Raw genomic sequence first — 16,287 nt, forward strand, 5'->3', positions numbered from 1 at the left:
CTGGCTTTCGGCCCGTCACGCGTGCATGACACAATCGCCCGCATGTTCTGGACCCTCCCGACCATCATGACCTGGACGCGCATCGTCGCGATTCCATTGATCGTTGGTGTGTTCTATCTGCCGATGGCCGAGCCGATGCGCAATCTGATTGCCACGGTGATGTTCATCGTCTTTGCCGCGACCGACTGGCTCGACGGCTACCTGGCGCGCAAGCTCAACCAGACCTCGGCCTTCGGCGCCTTCCTGGATCCGGTGGCCGACAAGTTCCTGGTGTGCGCCGCGCTGCTGGTGCTGGTGCACCTGCAGCGCGCCGACGTGTTCGTGGCGCTGATCATCATCGGCCGTGAGATCGCCATATCGGCGCTGCGCGAATGGATGGCACGAATCGGCGCCGGCAAGAGCGTGGCGGTCCACATGATCGGCAAGGTCAAGACGACCGTGCAGATGATCGCGATTCCGTTCTTGCTCTATGACGGACAGCTTTTCAAGATCATCGACACCGGGCTGTGGGGCCAGTGGCTGATCTGGATCTCGGCGGTGCTCACCGTGTGGTCGATGGTCTATTACCTGCAAAAGGCCATTCCCGAGATCCGGGCCCACAGCAAATGACGACGGCGGCCGTGGCACGCGGCTCGGGCTGGCTGCGTGCAATGCCGGCGATCTTCGTACTGATATGGAGCACGGGCTTCATCGTTGCGCGCTATGGCATGCCCTACGCGCCGCCGCTCAAGTTCCTGGCCGTGCGCTATGCGCTCTGTCTCGTGTGCTTTGGCATCTGGGTCGCGCTCGCGCGGGTCGCCTGGCCGAAGGAGCGCGCGCAATGGGGGCATCTTGCGGTCACGGGCGTGCTGATGCAGGCGGGCTACCTGGGTGGCGTCTGGGCTGCCGTGCATGCGGGCATGGGCGCGGGGCTGGTGGCGCTGCTGGTCGGCATCCAGCCGGTGCTGACCGCCATCTGGCTGTCGTTCAATGGCGGACGCATTACCCAGCGCCAATGGGCGGGGCTGGTTCTCGGCTTTGCGGGCCTGGTGCTCGTGGTGTCACGCAAGTTCGGGCAGGGCACCGAGGTCAGCGCGCTGACCATGGGGCTTGCAGTCATGGCCCTCCTTTCGATCACCGCGGGCACGCTGTACCAGAAGCGCTTCGTCGCGCCCTGCGACGTTCGCAGCGCGAGCGCCGTCCAGATGGCGGCGGCGCTGCTTGTGTCCCTGCCCTTTGCGGCGATGGAATCGCAGGGCATCGAGTGGAACGCGCACTCGACCGGCGCCATGGCGTGGTCGGTGCTGGTGCTGTCGCTCGGTGGCAGTTCGCTGCTCTACATGCTGATTCAGCGTGGCACGGCCACGGCCGTCACGAGCCTGCTCTACCTGGTGCCGCCGTGCACGGCGGTGATGGCCTGGCTGCTTTTCGGCGAACCGATCACATTGGTCACGTTGCTGGGCATCGGGCTCACCGCAGTCGGCGTCAGCCTGGTGGTGCGCAGCGGGCGCTGAGCCAGTGTTTTCTCAGCGTGGAGAACCGGCCTTGCCCGGCTTCCACGGCTCGCCGCGAAACTGTTCCGCCAGGTGGTCGAGCAGCAGCCGCACGCGGCGCGGCGTCTTGGGCCGCCAGGGCGCAATCCAGTGGATGTCGGCATCGGGCATGGCGTAGTGGGGCAGCACGCGCACCAGTTCGCCGGAAGCCAGTTGCGGCGCAATATCCCAGAGGCTGCGTAGCATGATGCCGTGGCCGGCCAGGCACCAGTCGCGCACCATTTCGCCCGAATTGCTCGTCAACGGGCCCTGCACGCGAACGCGGGCCGTGCTCCCGTCGCGCGCATGGCGCAGTGTCCAGAGCGAGGACTGGCGCTGGTTGGCCTCGCCGTTTTCGCGCGCCACCAGGCAGTCGTGCGCTGCCAGCGCCTCAACCGTGGCGGGCGTGCCGCGCCGCTCTATATATGCAGGCGAAGCGGCAAGCACGCGCTGGTTGCGCGCAATGCGGCGCGTGACCCAGTCTGCCGCGCGGCGCTGCTGCACGGCCCAGAGCCACAGCGCGCCGTCGTAGCCTTCGGCACCGAGATCGGGTAGCCGCTCGGTCAGGAGCAATTCGATCTGCAGCGCGGGGTGGCGGGCCTGGAACGTGGCCAGGGCAGGGCCGAGCCAGCGCCGCCCGAAGCCGAAGGTGGCCGCCAGCCTTATCGTGCCGACCAGGTCGTTCTGCCGCTCGCCCAGTTCGCTTTCAAGCGCTGCAAAACCTTCGAGCAGCGTCTTGGCGTGCAGGCAGACGGCCTCGCCCTCGGCCGTCACGCTGAGCCGGCGCGTGGTGCGTTCGAACAACCGCTGGCCCAGCCTGGCCTCGAGCGCGCCAAGCCGCTTGGTGATCACCGAGGGCACGACGTCGAGCGTGGCGGATGCGCCCGCGAGGCTTCCCTGGTCGCGTATGGCGACCACGAGCTCCAGATCGCTGCGGTCCATCGACAATGGATTCATGCCAGATTGGAAAGTATGAATTGGCTGATTGTTGCTTGATGGTCGACGGAGCGCAACGCACAATTGCCCGCGTGACTGCTTCATTTTTCGACTTTCCTGAATTCGGCATCGAGCGCAACGGCGTGCGCGTGCATGGCCGCACCGGCGGGCGCGGCGCTCCTTTGCTGCTCTTGCACGGCCATCCGCAGACGCACCTGATCTGGCATCGCGTGGCACCGGCGCTGGCCGAGCGATTCACGGTGGTGGCGCTCGACCTTCGCGGCTACGGCGACTCCGGCCGCCCCGCGGACGATGACGATCACGTGGCCTACAGCAAGCGCGAGATGGCGCTCGATGCGCTCGCCGCCATGCACCACCACGGCTTCGAGCGCTTCGGCGTGCTGGCCCACGACCGCGGGGCACGGGTTGCGCACCGGCTGGCCGCCGACCATGCGGCGGCCGTCGACCGGATGATGCTTCTCGACATCGCACCCACGCTCTCGATGTACGAGAACACCACCGAGGCGTTTGCCCGCGCCTACTGGCACTGGTTTTTTCTGATCCAGCCGCCGCCGCTGCCAGAGTCGCTGATCGCCTCCGATCCGGTGCGCTACGTGCGCAGCGTGATGGGTGGACGCCACGCAGGCCTCGCGCCCTTCGCGCCCGAGGTGCTGGCCGAGTACGAGCGCTGCGCCGGCATTCCGGGCACGGCCGAATCCATCTGCGGCGACTACCGCGCCTCCGCCACCATCGACCTGGCGCACGACCGCGCCGACATGGCCGCCGGCCAGCGGCTCGCGCAGCCGCTGCGCGTGCTGTGGGGCGAGCACGGCGCGGTGGGCCGCTGCTTCGACGTGCTGGCGCTCTGGCGCGAGCGCGCACTTCAGGTCTCGGGCCGCGCATTGCCGTGCGGCCATTACGTTCCGGAAGAAGCCCCTGGCGAGCTGCTCGCCGAGGCACTCCAGTTTTTCACCCCTCTCCAGCAAGAAGGAAGCAGATCATGACCACCCACAGAATCGCAGTCATCGCCGGCGACGGCATCGGCAAGGAAACCATGCCCGAAGGGCTGCGCGTGATGGATGCCGCGGCACGCAAGTTCGGCATCGACCTGAAGTTCGACCACTTCGACTTTTCGAGCTGGGACTACTGCGAGAAGCACGGCAAGATGCTGCCCGACAACTGGAAGGACCAGATCGGCGGGCACGACGCAATCTACTTTGGCGCGGTCGGCTGGCCCGAGAAAATTGCCGACCACGTGTCGCTCTGGGGCTCGCTGCTCTTGTTCCGCCGCGAGTTCGACCAGTACATCAACCTGCGTCCCGCACGGCTGATGCCCGGCATCACGGCCCCCGTGGTGCGGCGCGACGGCACGCCGCGCCAGCCCGGCGAGATCGACATGTACATCGTGCGCGAAAACACCGAAGGCGAATATTCGAGCATTGGCGGGCGCATGTACGAAGGCACGCCGCGCGAGATCGTGGTGCAAGAGACGGTGATGTCGCGCGTGGGCGTCGACCGCGTGCTCAAGTTCGCTTTCGAGCTGGCGCAGTCGCGCCCCAAGAAGCACCTGACCAGTGCCACCAAGTCGAACGGCATCTCGATCACCATGCCGTATTGGGACGAGCGCGTGGCCGAGATGGCGAAGAACTACGCGGGCGTGAAGCTGGACAAGTTCCACATCGACATCCTCACCGCGCACTTCGTGCAGCGGCCCGACTTCTTCGACGTGGTGGTGGCGAGCAACCTGTTCGGCGACATCCTGTCCGACCTGGGCCCGGCGTGCACCGGCACCATCGGCATTGCGCCCAGCGCCAATCTCAACCCCGAGCGCACCACGCCGTCGCTGTTCGAGCCGGTGCACGGCTCGGCGCCCGACATCGCAGGCAAGGGCATCGCCAACCCGATCGGACAGATCTGGTGTGGCGCCATGATGCTCGAGTTCCTGGGCCACAAGGATGCGCATGACGCGGTCCTGTCCACCATCGAAAAGGTGCTGGCGCCCCAAAGCGGAGCACCGCGCACCCCCGACATCGGGGGTAACGCGAGCACCAGCGACCTCGGCAAGGCCATTGCCGAAGCCATTTGAAATTCGGCTTCATGAAACGCCCCTAAAATCGCGCGCTCCGCTGTTCTGCATGGCCTCGTGTCGTATTGACACCCTGCAGACCAGTGGTTGTAATCCTCGCTGGCAGCGCGCTGCCGAGGCGTCAGTCCTGCCAGGCTTCGCGCGTCGCGACGTTTCGCGGCCAGCTCGCAGCTGACGAAAGCCGACAAACTTTATTTCTTCGACAAGGGGCCCTTGTGAACAAGACCGAACTGATTGAGCACATCGCAAAAAACGCCGATATTTCCAAGGCAGCCGCTACCCGCGCGCTTGAATCCACCATCGGCGCGATTCGCACCACGCTCAAAAAAGGCGGCTCAGTGTCGCTCGTCGGTTTCGGCACTTTCGCAGTCGGTAAACGCGCCGCCCGCACCGGCCGCAATCCACGCACCGGCGACGCGATTAAAATCAAGGCCGCCAAGATTCCGAAGTTCCGTCCGGGCAAGGCGTTGAAAGACGCGCTGAACTAAGACGTAGACTCGGAGAGTATTCCCGGTGGGGTGCTTAGCTCAGCTGGTAGAGCGGCGCCCTTACAAGGCGTAGGTCGGGGGTTCGAGCCCCTCAGCACCCACCACCCACCCGATGCAAAGGCGAACACTGGTTCGCCTTTTTTATTGCCGTCCCGACATCCGTCGCAAAAGAGTGTTCAAGCATGTTTGATTTTTTCCGCAAGTACAACAAGATCGTCCTGATTATCTTGTTCTTGCTGATCATTCCATCGTTCGTCCTTTTTGGCGTGGAGCGCTACCAGGGCTCCGGCGACGAGAAGGTTGCGCGCGTCGACGGCAACAACATCACCCGGCCCGAGTGGGATGCGCAGCATCGCATCGAAAGCGACCGCATCCGGCAGCAATCGCCGAATGTCGATGCGGCGCTGCTCGAATCCGACGTGATGCGCTACGGCACGCTGGAGCGCATGGTGCGCGATCGCGTGCTGGCCGCGGCGGCGGCCAAGTCGAACGTGACGGTTTCCGAAGAGCGCCTGACGCGACTCTTTGCACAGGATGCAGGGCTTGCCGCATTCCGTACGCCGGACGGCAAGTTCGACCGCGAGACCTTCCAGCGCGTGACGGGCCGCACCCCCGAGCAGTACGAAGCCGCGATGCGCGCCGACCTGGCCACGCAGCAGGTGCTGCTGGGTATCTCGGGCACGGCGTTCACGCCGCCCGCACTGGCCGCGGCCACGATCAATGCCTTCTATGACAGGCGCGAGATCCAGGTCGCACGTTTCACCCCCGAAAGCTTTGCGCCGAAGGTGACGGTCAGCGATGCCGACGTCGAAACCTACTACAAGGCCCACACGGCGCAGTTCCAATCGCCCGAGCAGGCCAACATCGAGTACCTCGTGCTCGATTTGGAGGCGGCCAAGAAGAACATCTCGGTCAACGAGGCCGATCTCAAGACCTACTACGAACAGAACACGGCGCGCTTCGGCACCAAGGAAGAGCGCCGCGCCAGCCACATCCTGATCACCGCACCAGCGAGTGCGCCGGCGGCCGATCGCGCCAAGGCGAAAGCCAAGGCGGAGCAACTGCTGGCCGAAGTGAAGAAGGCGCCCGCCACCTTTGCCGACGTCGCGCGCAAGAATTCGCAAGACCCCGGGTCGGCGGAGAAGGGCGGCGACCTCGACTTCGTGACGCGCGGTGCAATGGTCAAGCCTTTCGAAGACGCGATGTTCGCGCTCAAGAAGGGTGACATCAGCGACGTGATCGAAACCGAGTTCGGCTATCACATCATCCGCCTGGCCGACATCAAGCCGGCCGTGGTGCCGCCGTTCGAACAGGTGCGCGCCACCATCGAGAACGAGGTTCGTGCGCAGCAGGCCACACAGGAGTTTGCCAAGGCCGCGGAAGCCTTCACCGATGCGGTCTACCAACAGCCGGACAGTCTCAAGCCCGCGGCCGACAAGCTGAAGCTCACGATCCAGACCGCAAGCAACGTTGCGCGCACGCCCGCACCCGGCGTTACCGGCGTGCTGGCAAACCGCAATTTCCTGAACGCACTGTTCGCGGCCGACTCGTTGGAGCGCAAGCAGAACACCGAGGCGACCGAGGTCGGCTCCAACCAGCTCGCAGCTGGCCGCGTGACGAAATACACGCCTGCGCATCCGATGCCCTTGGCCGAAGTCAAGGACAAGATCCGTGCGCAACTCGTCACCGAGCGCGCCGCGGTCATGGCCAAGACCGAGGGAGAAGCCAAGCTCGCTGCCTGGACCGCGAAGGCCGACGGTGCAACCTTCGGCGCGCCGGTCACGGTGTCGCGCCGCGAAGCACAGAATCAACCCATTTCGATCATCGACGCCGCGCTGCGCGCCGACGCAGCCAAGCTGCCCGCACTGGTGGGCGTGGACCTGGGCACCCAGGGTTATGCGGTGGTGCGGGTGACCAAGGTCGTTCCGCGTACGCCGTCGGCGCCGGAGCAGGCCCAGCAGGAAAACGCGCAGGTCGGCCAATCGGTCACAGCGGCGGAAGAGCTCGCCTACTACAACCTGCTCAAGGAACGTTTCAAGGCCGAGATCCTGGTGCCGAAGCCGGCGGATACGCTGCCCGCGGCGGCCCGGTGATGCACGACGCGGTGTCGCGTTCGGGTCGCTGACCCGGCGCGTCGTCGCACGTGGGACAAGCGCGCCATGCGCTTGTTGCCAGAATCCGTTGCATGGGAACCCTCTATCTCGTGCGCCACGGCCAGGCCAGCTTCGGCGCCGCCGACTATGACAACCTGAGCGAGCTCGGGCACAAGCAGTCGGTGCGCCTCGGCGAATACTGGCGCGAGCGCGGCATGCATTTCGATGCCGTGATCACCGGCACCCTGAAGCGCCATCGCCAGACCTGGGAGGGCATTGCCGAAGGGCTTGGCCTCCAGCGCGACGACGTGCTCCCGTGGCCGGGGCTCAACGAGTACGACAGCGAAGCGCTCATTGCCACCATTCACGAAGGCAAGCTCGAGAAGCCCGATTCGCCCGAGATGTACCGGCACCACTTTCGCCTTTTGCGCGATGGCCTGGGCGCCTGGATGCAAGGCAAGACCCAGCCTGTCGGCATGCCGAGCTACGTCGACTTTCTGGCCGGCGTGACGACGGCGCTCGACCATGTGCGCGATCGGTACCATGGCGCCAAGGTGCTGGTGGTGTCCAGCGGCGGGCCGATCAGCACGGCCGTCGGCCATGTGCTTGGAACGAGCCCTGAAACCACGATCGAACTCAATCTCCGCATCCGCAATACCTCGGTGACCGAGTTCGCTTTCACGCCCAAGCGCCACATGCTGGTGACGTACAACACCCTGCCGCACCTGGACGGCCCGGCCTACGAAGGCTGGGTGACCTACGCGTGATGAAGCACCAGCCTCAGGCCTGCCAGACGCCGTAGCCGTTCTTGCGCAGCGCGATGCCAAGCTCGACCTCCATCGATCGCGCGTCCTCGTAGCTCAGGGGGTTGTAGCGTTCGTACAGGGCCGGCAGCAGCCGCAGGCCGAAGGCCTGGACGAAGCTGTTGGCCTGGATGCCGGCCTTGTGCTTGTCGAAGCGGATGTCCGGGTCGAGCCCGGTCATTCCCACGTACACAAAAGGCTTGCCGAGCTGGTAGTCGGGATTGGCGCGCCTGAAGCGGCCGTGATTCCATACGCGGTCGTCGAGCTCGATCACATAGACGTGATGCTTGGCTCTTGGCTTGCGCGGCACGTCCGCACCACCTGCCGTACTGTCGTACTACTAGCTCTTGCGCTTGATCAGGCCGTAAAGAACCAGCAGCACGATTGCACCGAGCACGGACGCGATGAAGCCCGCACCTTGTCCGGCCGTATACCAGCCCATGGCCTGGCCGACATAGGTCACGATCAACGATCCCGCAACGCCGATCAGCGTGGTCACGATGAAGCCCGCGGAGTCGTCGCCCGGCTTGACGGCGCGTGCCACGAGACCCACGATGAACCCGATCAGAATAGTCCAGACGATGCTCATGAAAAATCCTTTGGCGGTGAAATGGAAGCGCGTGGAAAACCTGCGCCGTCGGTGCAGGCGGCATTCATGATAGCGGAGCAGTTCAGGCACCAAGCTTGGTGAATTCCGTTGAACCGTCGTTCGGGAGTTTTGGCGGAGACGGCCATGCCGCGCATGCTGTAGCGTCCTACAGGCCGCCGCGCCGCGCAGCGCTATACCGGCGCCATGCTCGAGAAATTGCCTGAAGTCATCGGCCACGCGCTGCACGGCATGCGCGCGGGCCTGGACAAGATCGTTTTCAACGCGCTGGGCATGCGCCAGGGCATGGCATCGATCGCACTGACCAGCGTGGCCTTCGCGGACCATGCACCCCTGCCACCGCGCTACACGGCCGATGGGGAAGGCCTCTCGCCGCCGCTGCAATGGGCCGATCTGCCGACTGAAACCACCTCGTTGGTGCTGGTGGTCGAGGATGCCGATTCGCCCACCCCGAATCCGCTGGTGCACGCGATCGTGGTGGGGCTGCGGCCGAGCGAAGGCAAGCTCGACGAGGCAGCCATTCCAGGCCGGGGCAACGAGGGCGCCGCCGGCCTGCACGTCGGACGCAACTCCGGGCTGCAGGCGGCCTGGCTGCCACCCGATCCGCCGCCGGGGCATGGCGCGCACCGCTACGCCTTCCAGATATTTGCGCTGGGCGGCGCGCCGTTGTTTTCTGCCACACCCGGGCGCGACGAGGTGTTCAATGCGCTGCGCGAGCATGCGCTTGCCAGCGGCCTCTTGATCGGGACCTGCGAACGGCCGGACGGCTCGATCAAGATCGAGGAGGCTGCGCCAGCCGGCCCCTTGGCAGCGGGATAAGAAGATTTTCAGGGGTCCGCAACTGCGGGGGTGGCGAAAACAGCCATTTTTACCGCTACAATTGCGGGCTCTGCGGTGGCTGTAGCTCAGCTGGTAGAGTCCCAGATTGTGATTCTGGTCGTCGTGGGTTCGAGTCCCATCAGCCACCCCAAAATACCTTCCTGACTGCTATTGCGCAATAGCGTCCATGGAAACCACTACGCCGGGCCCGCCCCGGCGTTGTCATTTCCAGCTACCGCTTCCGCCGGTGCCTGGAGTCTCTCCCGTCCTTTTTTGTTCCATAAAACGTCCGCGCGGGCGAGTTTTCGTTGTGCGCTGCCGCAATCCGTGCGTGCCGGCGCTTTTTCTCGTCACGGCCTGCTTGTTTTAAATTGGAATTGAATTAAAATCCGCCCCGTTTCCAATTTTCAGGAGTCCAAAATGGCTTCGACCCTTGCCGATATCAATTCTCAGATCAAGAAGTACGACGAGCAGATTGCGCAATTGCGCAAGCAGGCCGAAGACCTTCGCAACGAAGAGCGCGCTGGCATCATTGAAGATGTGCGCAGAAAGATCGCCGAATACGGTTTGACGGCTTCTGACCTGAAACTGAGCGCACGTGGCGCCTCGGTCAAGCGCAGCGCCGGCGTTCCCGCCGCCAAGGCAGCGGCCAAATACCGCGGCCCGACCGGCGAAACCTGGTCCGGCGGCCGTGGCCGCAAGCCGCGTTGGGTCACCGAAGCATTGGCCGCCGGCAAGTCGCTGACCGAATTCGAGATCAAGTAAGCGTCTCGCGAGGCCTCTGGCCCGAAAAAAAGCCCGCATGCGCGGGCTTTTTTATTGGCTGAACAACCGATGGGGCGGCGCGTTCAGTTCACCATCACGAGTTTTCCTTTGACGCCGCGCGAGCCCATGTGGGCATAGGCGGCTTTCAATTGCGCCATCGGCATGGTGCTGTCGATGACGGGCTTGATCTTTCCCTGGCCGTACCAGTGGGCCAATTCGGCCATCATTTGCGCATTGGCCTTGGGCTCGCGCTTGGCGAAATCGCCCCAGAACACACCGACCAGCGACGCGCCTTTCAACAGCGTCAGATTCAATGGCAGCGATGGAATCGGGCCCGAGGCAAAGCCGACGACCAAATAGCGCCCGCGCCAGGCAATCGAACGAAATGCCGGCTCTGCGAAATCGCCGCCCACTGGGTCGTAAATGACATCGGGCCCCTTGCCGTCGGTCGCGGCCTTGATCGCGTCGCGAAACCCGCCTGGAAGCGCGTGCGTCGTGTAGTTGATTGTGGCGTCGGCGCCAATGGAGCGGCAGAGTTCGCATTTCTCGTCGGTCGAAGCCGCTGCTATTACTTTGGCGCCTGCCGCCTTTGCGATCTGGATGGCCGCGGTGCCCACGCCGCCGGCGGCGCCGAGCACGAGCACGGTTTCTCCGGCCTTCAATTGCGCGCGGTCCATCAATGCATGCCATGAGGTGGCATAGATCATGATGAACGCCGCCGCATCGACGTGGCCGAAGCCTTCCGGCAGCGGCATGCAAAGTGCGGCCGGGGCCAATGTGTGGGTTGCAAACCCGCCCGTGCCCGAGAGGCACGCCACGTTCTGCCCAACCTTCAGATGCGTGACGCCTTCACCGACTGCCTGGACGACGCCCGCATATTCGGAGCCCGGTACGAAAGGCAGCGGCGGCTTCATCTGGTATTTGTTCTGAACGATCAGCAGATCGGGAAAATTGAGGCTGGCGGCTCTTATTTCGATCAGCACCTGGCCCGGACCCGGCGTTGGTGTGGGCAGTTCTTTCCAGGTCAGCGCATCGACGCCAGTGGGGTTTTCGCAAAGCCATGCGTGCATGCTCGGGTCTCCTTTGAATCAGTCGTGTGTGGGCAATGAATGCGAGGCGATGATAGGGGGCGCGGCGGGGCGCCCTTGTCCCTGCTGCGACGCACCCGGCGCCTACAATCCGGGGCACCGAAAAGCACCATGAAGATACTTATTTCCAATGACGATGGCTTTCAGGCTCCAGGCATCGTCGCATTGCACGACGCTCTGAAAGACATCGCCGATGTCGAGGTGGTTGCACCCGAGCACAACAACAGCGCCAAGTCGAATGCACTCACCCTGGCGGCACCTCTCTACGTGCACAAGGCACACAACGGTTTTCGCTATGTGACAGGCACGCCGGCCGACTGCGTGCACATCGCGCTCAAGGGGCTGCTCGACTACCGGCCCGATCTGGTGGTGTCCGGCATCAACAACGGCGCCAACATGGGCGACGACACCATTTATTCAGGCACCGTGGGCGCGGCAATGGAGGCGTATCTGTTCGGCATTCCGGCCGTCGCGTTCTCGCAGATCGAAAAAGGCTGGGCGCACGTCGATGCAGCTGCGCAGGTGGCGCGGCGGCTGGTGCAGCAGATCGAGCGCGAGCGCATGCTCGATGGCGGCGCGTTCCTGCTCAACGTGAATGTGCCGAACCGGCCCTTCGACGAACTCAAGCCGATGAAGGTGTGCCGGCTGGGCCGCCGCCATGCGGCGGAAAAAGTCATCACGCAGGAGAGCCCGCGCGGCGAGACCATGTACTGGATCGCAGGCGCCGGCGGTGCCAAGGACAGCGGCGAAGGCACCGACTTTCATGCCACCGCGGCCGGCCACATCGCATTGACGCCGTTGCAGATCGACCTGACAGACCATGCCAACCTGGGGCAATGGCGCGAGACGGTTGCCCGTCTCGGCAATTGACATGGCCACGCAACGGCCTGGATTCCCGGTTCGCCTGACACCCACTGCTTCAGCCGCCACGCGCGGGCGGCTGCCGGCCGTGCCGGCGAAGCCGATGGTGCCGACCACCCCCTCGATGGCTTCCGACGCCGTGCGCGCGCGCATGGTGCAGAAACTTGCCGCCCAGGGCATCACCGATCCGCGCGTGCTGCGCGCATTGGGCGCGGTAGAGCGGCATCGCTTCGTCGACAGCGCACTGGTCAACCAGGCCTACGAAGACACGAGCCTGCCCATCGGGCTGGGCCAGACCATCTCCAAACCCAGCGTGGTGGCTCGGATGATCGAGCTCCTGCTGGGTGCGCCGGCGCTCGCCGGAAAGCCGCAGGAGCGCCTGGGACGCGTGCTGGAAATCGGCACCGGCTGCGGTTACCAGGCGGCAGTGCTGAACCATGTGGCCGCCGAGGTCTACAGCATCGAGCGCCTGCGCGGCCTGCACGAGCGCGCGCGCACCAATCTGCGGCACTTCCGGTTGGCGACGGTGCACCTGATGCTGGGTGACGGCATGGTCGGCTACGCCAAGGGCGCTCCGTACGCGGGCATCATCGCCGCGGCGGGCGGCGAAGCGGTTCCAGAAGCCTGGACCGAACAACTCGCCGTGGGCGGACGCATCGTCGCGCCCACGCAATCGACGGGGGGCGGACAGGCCCTCGTCGTCATCGATAAAACCGCCCGCGGACTCGAGCGCCGTATTCTTGAGGCGGTTCATTTTGTCCCCCTAAAATCGGGCATCGCTTGAAGGAACAACACATGCAGGGTTTTGGCAATCGGAGTTGGTGCGCTGGTATCACGTTGGCCGTTGTGCTCGTGATCGCAGGCTGCGCCGCACCGCGAGGGCCGGCACCGGTCGAAGACCGCGGCACCATGACGCGTGCGCCCGGTGCGGCACCCGGTGGCCCGCTCATCACCACCGATGCCTCGGGCAAGCCGCTTCCGGGCATCGAAAACTATGGCAAGCCGGGCTACTACACCGTGCGGCCCGGCGACACGATTCGCCGCATCGGAAACGAAACCGGCCAAAGCTGGCAGAACATCGTTCGCTGGAACAATCTCGAGAATCCCGACCTGATCGAAGTCGGCCAGGTGTTGCGCGTGATTCCGCCGGTCGGACTGGCGAGCGGCGCCACCTCTCTCGCGACCGCGCCCGCACCCGCAGATGGGGTGGTCACCAAGCCCGTGGCGCCGCCGTCTGTTGTGGTGCCCACGGCGCCCGCGAGCGCAGCGACCGGCAAGCCGCCGGTCACCGCGTCGCCATCGGCACCTGCCTCGAACTCGGCTGACGAAGACCTCGGCTGGATCTGGCCGGCGCATGGCACGCTCATTGCGGGCTTCGACGATGCCAAGAACAAGGGATTCGACATCGGCGGCAAGGCGGGCGATGCGGTGCTGGCTGCGGCCGACGGACGCGTGGTCTATGCGGGCGCCGGCCTGCGCGGCTATGGCAACCTGATCATCCTGAAGCACAACAACACCTATCTCACGGCGTATGCGCACAACCAGACGCTGCTCGTGAAGGAAGATCAGTCGGTTCAAAAGGGCCAGAAGATCGCCGAAATGGGCAACAGCGACGCGGACCGCGTGAAGCTGCACTTCGAAATCCGCCGCCAGGGCAAGCCGGTCGATCCGGCGCGCTACCTGCCGAGCCGGTGATGCCATGGCCGCCTCTCGCCTCCGTCGCACGCTTGCTGTGCGTCGGCTGGCGGGCCGGGGCGGGGCGGTAGAAAACAACAGCGAAGACGCGGCACCGGCAAAGCCCGCTTTCGCCCCGGACTTCGAAGCGGCAGCAGAGCCGTCGATTGGCGGCGAGGGCGCGGATGCCCTGACGATCTACCTGCGACAGGTACGGCGAACCGAGCTCTTCACGCCGGAAGAGGAATACAAGGCCGCATGCGCTGCGCGCGCCGGCAGTTTCGAAGCGCGGCAATCGATGATCGAACACAACCTGAGGCTGGTTGTGAACATCGCCAAGGCCTATCTCGGCCGTGGCGTTCCGCTCTCCGATCTCATCGAGGAAGGCAATCTCGGCCTGATGCACGCCATCACCAAGTTCGAGCCCGAGCGCGGTTTCCGCTTTTCCACTTACGCCACGTGGTGGATTCGCCAGTCGGTGGAGCGCGCAGTGATGACCCAGGCCCGTGCCATCCGCCTGCCGGTGCATGTGGTGCGCGAACTGCAGCAGGTGCTGCGGGCCCGCCGAACGCTGGAAGGCGACGCGGAATTCCTGGTGCACCGGCCCGACGGCGTGCGCGTGGAAGACATCGCGGCACTCCTGGGCCGCGACGTGCAGGCGATCACGGAACTGCTGGCCCTTTCGGAACCGCCGCGCTCACTCGATGCGGGCGACGCGCGCGGCGAAGAGGGCGGCTTTACGCTGGCCGACACCGTGGCTTCCGACGATGAGCGGGGCGATCCGACCGACGTCACACAAACCCACGAAGTCGCTCGCCTGCTCGATCAGTGGGTGCATGCCCTGGATGCGCGCGAGCGCGAGGTGCTGGAAGGCCGCTACGGCCTGCGCGACCGCGAGCCCGAAACGCTCGAGGTGCTGAGCGTTCGTCTCGGCCTGACGCGCGAGCGCGTCAGGCAGATCCAGAACGAGGCGCTGGCCAAGATGCGGCGCCAGTTGGTCCGCTCTGGCGTGGGGCGAGACGCCCTGTTGTAGCCGTGGCTGCCACCGCCGTGGAAGGCCGGGCCGGCGCTGAGACAATCGGGGGATGACGGAATCCATCGAAGAAAAGAAAGTCCCCGCGAAAACCCCGGCGACCGCGCGTGACGAATGGCTCAAGGTCGAGTCGCTCGACCTCGACGCGCAAGGCGTGGCGCACAACGCCGAAGGCATGGTCGTGTTCATCGAAGGCGCCCTGCCTTTCGAAGAAGTGCAGCTCAACGTTCACCGCCGCAAGAACAACTGGGAGCAGGGCACGGTCACGGCCATCCGGCGTGAATCGTCGCAGCGGGTGCGCCCGGGCTGCCCGCATTTCGGCTTGCACACCGGCGCATGCGGCGGCTGCAAGATGCAGCATCTGGATGCGGCCGCGCAGGTGGCGGTGAAGCAGCGCGCCCTTGAAGACAACCTGTGGCACCTCGGCAAGGTCCGGCCCGAGAACGTGCTGCGGCCGCTGGAAGGGCCGGCCTGGCACTACCGCTATCGCGCGCGGCTCTCGGTGCGCCACGTGGTCAAGAAAGGCACGGTGCTGATCGGTTTCCACGAGCGCAAGAGCCGCTATCTCGCCGACATGCAGGTCTGCCCGGTGCTGCCGAAACAGATGAGCGACATGCTGATGCCGCTGCGTGCGCTGATCGGCTCTATGGATGCACGCGAGACCTGCCCGCAGATCGAGCTCGCCTGCGGCGATGCGCCCGGCACGACCGCGCTCGGCACCATTGCGCTGGTACTCCGGCACCTGCAGCCACTCTCCAACGCCGACATTGGCCGGCTGAAGGCCTTTGCGGCGCAGAACACGGGCGTCCAGTGGTGGCTGCAGGCCAAGGGCCCCGAAACCGTGAAGCTGCTGGAAGAGGGTGGCACGCCGCTGTCGTACGAGTTGCCCGAGTTCGGCGTGACCATGCCGTTCAAGCCGACCGATTTCACGCAGGTCAATCCGCACATCAACCGTGCGCTGGTGGGCAAGGCGCTGCGCCTGCTCGACGTGGCGCCGGAAGAGCGCGTGATCGACTGGTTCTGCGGTCTGGGCAATTTCACCTTGCCGCTGGCCAGCCGGGCGCGCGAGGTGCTGGGCATCGAGGGCAGCGACACCCTGGTGGCGCGCGCGAGCGACAACTTCAGGAAAAACCAGCCCGCCACGTCCGCCAGGCGGGCGCTTTCGCCGACCCGGTTCGTGGCCCGGAACCTCTTCGAGATGACCCCCGCCATGCTGGTGGCCGACGGCAGCGCCGACAAGTGGCTGGTCGACCCGCCGCGCGAGGGAGCCTTCGCGTTGGCCAAGGCCATGGCCGATCTGCACCTGCAGCCCGAGCTGCGAACCGATGGCTGGACGCCGCCGAAGCGCATCGTGTACGTGAGCTGCAATCCGTCCACCCTGGCGCGCGATGCCGGGCTGCTGGTTCACCAGGCCGGCTACCGCTGCACATTCGCAGGGGTGATCAACATGTTCCCGCACACGGCGCACGTCGAGTCGATGGCGGTGTTCGACCTGGCATGAAAAAAGGGCCCGTCGGGCCCTT

Annotated in this window: 18 protein-coding genes and 2 tRNA genes; 16 read left to right on the forward strand and 4 right to left on the reverse strand. The window is 65.2% G+C overall.

The window, feature by feature from the left end:
- Nucleotides 1–42 precede the first annotated feature (42 nt).
- Entirely contained in the window at nt 43–609 is a 567-nt protein-coding gene (pgsA, locus tag ACJ7Z0_RS24850; RefSeq protein ID WP_431122916.1) for a CDP-diacylglycerol--glycerol-3-phosphate 3-phosphatidyltransferase, read from the forward strand.
- Nucleotides 606–1,493 (forward strand): DMT family transporter, encoded by an 888-nt coding sequence (locus ACJ7Z0_RS24855; RefSeq protein ID WP_434791967.1) that lies wholly within the window; start codon nt 606–608, stop codon nt 1,491–1,493. The genes pgsA and ACJ7Z0_RS24855 overlap by 4 nt, the downstream gene beginning before the upstream one ends.
- A gap of 12 nt (nt 1,494–1,505) precedes the next feature.
- On the opposite strand, the gene ACJ7Z0_RS24860 is transcribed toward ACJ7Z0_RS24855, so the two are convergent.
- Complete coding sequence (locus ACJ7Z0_RS24860; RefSeq protein ID WP_434791968.1) at nt 1,506–2,468, reverse strand: LysR substrate-binding domain-containing protein; 963 nt, start codon at nt 2,466–2,468, stop codon at nt 1,506–1,508.
- Between the two features lie 71 nt (nt 2,469–2,539).
- On the opposite strand from ACJ7Z0_RS24860, the gene ACJ7Z0_RS24865 reads away from it, so the two are divergent.
- The 6 genes from ACJ7Z0_RS24865 (at nt 2,540) to ACJ7Z0_RS24890 (ending at nt 7,881) form a co-directional block, all read left to right on the forward strand.
- On the forward strand, nt 2,540–3,451 hold the full coding sequence (locus ACJ7Z0_RS24865; protein WP_434791969.1) for an alpha/beta fold hydrolase: 912 nt from the start codon (nt 2,540–2,542) through the stop codon (nt 3,449–3,451).
- Complete coding sequence (locus ACJ7Z0_RS24870) at nt 3,448–4,533, forward strand: tartrate dehydrogenase (protein WP_434791970.1); 1,086 nt, start codon at nt 3,448–3,450, stop codon at nt 4,531–4,533. The genes ACJ7Z0_RS24865 and ACJ7Z0_RS24870 overlap by 4 nt, the downstream gene beginning before the upstream one ends.
- 215 nt (nt 4,534–4,748) lie before the next feature.
- On the forward strand, nt 4,749–5,021 hold the full coding sequence (locus tag ACJ7Z0_RS24875) for an HU family DNA-binding protein (protein ID WP_007830705.1): 273 nt from the start codon (nt 4,749–4,751) through the stop codon (nt 5,019–5,021).
- A 28-nt stretch (nt 5,022–5,049) separates the two neighbouring features.
- Nucleotides 5,050–5,125 (forward strand) — tRNA-Val (locus tag ACJ7Z0_RS24880).
- 78 nt (nt 5,126–5,203) lie between these two features.
- Complete coding sequence (locus ACJ7Z0_RS24885) at nt 5,204–7,114, forward strand: SurA N-terminal domain-containing protein (RefSeq protein WP_434791971.1); 1,911 nt, start codon at nt 5,204–5,206, stop codon at nt 7,112–7,114.
- Nucleotides 7,115–7,206: 92 nt separating this feature from the next.
- On the forward strand, nt 7,207–7,881 hold the full coding sequence (locus ACJ7Z0_RS24890; RefSeq protein ID WP_434791972.1) for a histidine phosphatase family protein: 675 nt from the start codon (nt 7,207–7,209) through the stop codon (nt 7,879–7,881).
- Between the two features lie 13 nt (nt 7,882–7,894).
- Here ACJ7Z0_RS24890 and ACJ7Z0_RS24895 read toward each other — a convergent pair whose 3' ends face one another.
- Both ACJ7Z0_RS24895 and ACJ7Z0_RS24900 read right to left on the reverse strand, forming a co-directional pair.
- Nucleotides 7,895–8,227, reverse strand: coding sequence for a hypothetical protein (locus tag ACJ7Z0_RS24895; protein ID WP_434791973.1), 333 nt, complete (start codon nt 8,225–8,227; stop codon nt 7,895–7,897).
- A gap of 30 nt (nt 8,228–8,257) precedes the next feature.
- Nucleotides 8,258–8,506, reverse strand: a complete 249-nt coding sequence (locus tag ACJ7Z0_RS24900; protein WP_126747350.1) for a GlsB/YeaQ/YmgE family stress response membrane protein — start codon at nt 8,504–8,506, stop codon at nt 8,258–8,260.
- Nucleotides 8,507–8,710: 204 nt separating this feature from the next.
- Here ACJ7Z0_RS24900 and ACJ7Z0_RS24905 point away from each other — a divergent pair, with 204 nt between their 5' ends.
- From ACJ7Z0_RS24905 to ACJ7Z0_RS24915, 3 genes are all read left to right on the forward strand, one after another.
- Nucleotides 8,711–9,343 carry a YbhB/YbcL family Raf kinase inhibitor-like protein gene (locus ACJ7Z0_RS24905; RefSeq protein WP_434791974.1) on the forward strand — a complete coding sequence of 211 codons (633 nt, stop codon included), beginning with the start codon at nt 8,711–8,713 and terminating at the stop codon, nt 9,341–9,343.
- 75 nt (nt 9,344–9,418) lie between these two features.
- Nucleotides 9,419–9,494, forward strand: a tRNA-His gene (locus tag ACJ7Z0_RS24910).
- 269 nt (nt 9,495–9,763) lie between these two features.
- Nucleotides 9,764–10,108: an H-NS histone family protein gene (locus ACJ7Z0_RS24915; RefSeq protein ID WP_431122897.1), complete on the forward strand. Its 345-nt coding sequence runs from the start codon at nt 9,764–9,766 to the stop codon at nt 10,106–10,108.
- A gap of 83 nt (nt 10,109–10,191) precedes the next feature.
- Here the strand turns inward: ACJ7Z0_RS24915 and ACJ7Z0_RS24920 are convergent, their stop codons facing one another.
- Nucleotides 10,192–11,178 (reverse strand): NADPH:quinone oxidoreductase family protein, encoded by a 987-nt coding sequence (locus ACJ7Z0_RS24920; RefSeq protein ID WP_434791975.1) that lies wholly within the window; start codon nt 11,176–11,178, stop codon nt 10,192–10,194.
- A 129-nt stretch (nt 11,179–11,307) separates the two neighbouring features.
- On the opposite strand from ACJ7Z0_RS24920, the gene surE reads away from it, so the two are divergent.
- From surE to rlmD, 5 genes are read left to right on the forward strand one after another with little or no spacing between them, the layout of a single operon-like run.
- Nucleotides 11,308–12,066, forward strand: a complete 759-nt coding sequence (gene surE, locus ACJ7Z0_RS24925; protein ID WP_431122893.1) for a 5'/3'-nucleotidase SurE — start codon at nt 11,308–11,310, stop codon at nt 12,064–12,066.
- A 1-nt stretch (nt 12,067) separates the two neighbouring features.
- On the forward strand, nt 12,068–12,841 hold the full coding sequence (locus tag ACJ7Z0_RS24930) for a protein-L-isoaspartate(D-aspartate) O-methyltransferase (protein WP_434791976.1): 774 nt from the start codon (nt 12,068–12,070) through the stop codon (nt 12,839–12,841).
- A gap of 11 nt (nt 12,842–12,852) precedes the next feature.
- Nucleotides 12,853–13,752: a peptidoglycan DD-metalloendopeptidase family protein gene (locus ACJ7Z0_RS24935; protein ID WP_434791977.1), complete on the forward strand. Its 900-nt coding sequence runs from the start codon at nt 12,853–12,855 to the stop codon at nt 13,750–13,752.
- Between the two features lie 4 nt (nt 13,753–13,756).
- Nucleotides 13,757–14,764 carry a sigma-70 family RNA polymerase sigma factor gene (locus ACJ7Z0_RS24940; RefSeq protein ID WP_434791978.1) on the forward strand — a complete coding sequence of 336 codons (1,008 nt, stop codon included), beginning with the start codon at nt 13,757–13,759 and terminating at the stop codon, nt 14,762–14,764.
- 52 nt (nt 14,765–14,816) lie between these two features.
- Nucleotides 14,817–16,265: a 23S rRNA (uracil(1939)-C(5))-methyltransferase RlmD gene (gene rlmD, locus ACJ7Z0_RS24945; RefSeq protein ID WP_434791979.1), complete on the forward strand. Its 1,449-nt coding sequence runs from the start codon at nt 14,817–14,819 to the stop codon at nt 16,263–16,265.
- Nucleotides 16,266–16,287 lie beyond the last annotated feature (22 nt).

This window comes from Variovorax palleresanus (assembly GCF_051144945.1).
Lineage (GTDB): Bacteria > Pseudomonadota > Gammaproteobacteria > Burkholderiales > Burkholderiaceae_C > Variovorax > Variovorax paradoxus_S.